The following is a 2,555-nucleotide window of genomic DNA, read 5'->3' as shown; positions in this document are numbered from 1 at the left end:
GTATCAAGCACAAGCACGCTTTCAAGAGCCACATCCTGACCAAAATGTCGACCAAGCGTAAGCGTCAACTGCGCGGTAGCAGCTTGCTGCATCCGTCTGACGTGGCAAAAGTCGAGCGCATGCTGCGCCTTCGTTAATTTTTGGTTAAGAATAGAGGAAGTAACTCATGGCTCGTGTAAAGCGTGGCGTCATTGCCCGTAAACGTCACAAAAAAATTCTGAAACTTGCTAAAGGCTACTACGGCGCTCGCTCGCGCGTATTCCGTGTTGCCAAGCAAGCGGTAATCAAGGCAGGCCAATACGCCTACCGTGACCGTCGTCAGAAAAAACGTCAGTTCCGCGCTCTGTGGATCGCTCGTATCAACGCTGGTGCACGTATCAACGGTCTGTCCTACAGCCGTTTCATCGCCGGCCTGAAAAAAGCGTCCATCGAGATCGACCGTAAGGTTCTGGCTGATCTGGCAGTGAACGAAAAAGCGGCGTTTGCTGCGATTGTCGAGAAAGCTAAAGCCACCTTGGCTTAAGTACCCCCGACAGTCACCCGGGCTCACCTCTGTGGGCTCAGGTGTTAAACGTCATAAATAGGGGAAGAGCCTTCAAGCTCTTCCCCTATTTTGTATCTGGAGTCTGTACATGGAAAACCTGGATGCGCTGGTCTCTCAAGCACTAGAGGCTGTGCAAAGCGCTGAAGATATCAATGCCCTGGAGCAAATCCGGGTTCACTACCTTGGCAAAAAGGGTGAATTGACTCAGGTGATGAAGACCCTGGGGAATTTGCCGGCAGAAGAGCGTCCGCAAGTCGGCGCCCTGATCAACGTTGCCAAGGAGCGTGTCACAGAAGTTCTCAATGCGCGCAAGGCACTGTTTGAAGAGGCCGACCTGGCCGCCAAGCTGTCCGCCGAGTCCATTGATGTGACCTTGCCTGGCCGTGGTCAGACCTCCGGTGGTCTGCATCCGGTTACTCGCACTCTGGAACGTATTGAACAGTTCTTCACCCATATCGGCTACGGCATTGCCGAAGGCCCTGAGGTCGAAGACGACTATCACAACTTCGAGGCGCTCAACATCCCAGGCCATCACCCGGCCCGGTCGATGCATGACACCTTCTATTTCAATGCAAACATGTTGCTGCGCACCCATACCTCGCCGGTACAGGTCCGCACCATGGAATCGAAACAGCCGCCGATCCGCATCGTCTGCCCAGGCCGTGTGTACCGCAGCGACTCCGATATCACCCACTCGCCGATGTTCCACCAGGTCGAAGGCCTGCTGGTCGACCGCGACATCAACTTCGCCGACCTGAAAGGGACTATCGAAGAGTTCCTGCGCGTGTTCTTCGAAAAAGAACTGGCAGTGCGTTTCCGTCCTTCGTATTTCCCGTTCACCGAGCCGTCCGCCGAAGTCGACATGGAATGCGTGATGTGCAGCGGTAAAGGCTGCCGCGTCTGCAAGCAGACAGGCTGGCTGGAAGTGATGGGCTGCGGCATGGTTCACCCGAACGTGCTGCGCATGTCCGGGATCGACCCGGAAGAGTTTTCGGGCTTTGCCTTCGGCATGGGCGTTGAGCGTCTGGCCATGCTGCGTTACGGCGTGAACGACTTGCGTCTGTTCTTCGACAACGACTTGCGGTTCCTCGCGCAATTTCGCTAGTCGTAACGAATTCTTAGGAGAGCAGGATGAAATTCAGTGAACAATGGCTGCGCGGCTGGGTAAGCCCGCAGGTAAGTCGCGACGAGCTGGTTGCTCGTCTGTCGATGGCCGGTCTTGAGGTCGATAGCGTTACGCCGGCCGCCGGTGAATTCAGTGGCGTGGTGGTGGGCGAGGTGCTGAGCACCGAGCAGCATCCCGACGCCGACAAGCTGCGTGTTTGCCAGGTCAGCAATGGTGCGGAGACCTTCCAGGTAGTTTGCGGTGCGCCAAACGTGCGCCCGGGCCTGAAGATCCCGTTCGCCATGATTGGTGCCGAACTGCCAGGCGACTTCAAAATCAAGAAAGCCAAGCTGCGTGGCGTTGAGTCCAACGGCATGCTGTGCTCGCAAGCCGAACTGCAAATCGGTGAAGGCAACGATGGCCTGATGGAATTGCCGGCCGATGCGCCGGTCGGTCAGGATATTCGTGAATACCTGAGCCTGGACGACGCCAGCATCGAGGTCGACCTGACCCCGAACCGCGGCGACTGCCTGTCCCTGGCCGGTCTGGCCCGTGAAGTCGGTGCGCTCTATGCTGCCGAAGTCACGCGCCCGGTCGTCGCCAGTGTTCCAGCCGCGCACGATGAAGTGCGTTCGATTGAGGTTCTGGCGCCTGCTGCTTGCCCGCGTTACCTGGGTCGTGTGATCCGTAACGTCGACCTGTCCAAGCCTACGCCACTTTGGATGGTAGAGCGTCTGCGTCGCGCTGACGTGCGTAGCATCGATGCTGCCGTCGACATCACCAACTACGTGATGCTGGAACTGGGTCAACCGCTGCACGCTTTCGATCTCGCCGAAATCAATGGTGGCATCCGCGTGCGCATGGCCGAAGAAGGCGAGAAGCTGGTGCTGCTCGACGGTCAGGAAG

The 2,555-nt window shown here is 57.5% G+C and carries 4 protein-coding genes; all 4 read left to right on the top strand.

Annotation, left to right across the window (positions count from 1 at the left end; all coding sequences use genetic code 11):
• A partial coding sequence (rpmI, locus tag AC1DH9_RS27075; protein WP_401285081.1) for a 50S ribosomal protein L35 occupies positions 1 to 137 on the top strand: 137 nt, incomplete at its 5' end.
• A gap of 29 nt (positions 138 to 166) precedes the next feature.
• On the top strand, positions 167 to 523 hold the full coding sequence (gene rplT / locus AC1DH9_RS27070) for a 50S ribosomal protein L20 (RefSeq protein WP_007905879.1): 357 nt from the start codon (positions 167 to 169) through the stop codon (positions 521 to 523).
• 109 nt (positions 524 to 632) lie between these two features.
• On the top strand, positions 633 to 1,649 hold the full coding sequence (pheS, locus tag AC1DH9_RS27065; RefSeq protein WP_007905876.1) for a phenylalanine--tRNA ligase subunit alpha: 1,017 nt from the start codon (positions 633 to 635) through the stop codon (positions 1,647 to 1,649).
• A gap of 26 nt (positions 1,650 to 1,675) precedes the next feature.
• The coding region (gene ytpR, locus AC1DH9_RS27060; RefSeq protein WP_477809130.1) for a YtpR family tRNA-binding protein at positions 1,676 to 2,555 on the top strand (880 nt) is incomplete at its 3' end.

Source organism: Pseudomonas sp. 05T35 (genome assembly GCF_056396605.1).
Note: the sequence above shows the minus strand (reverse complement) of the source record. Positions and strands in the feature narration are given on the sequence as shown.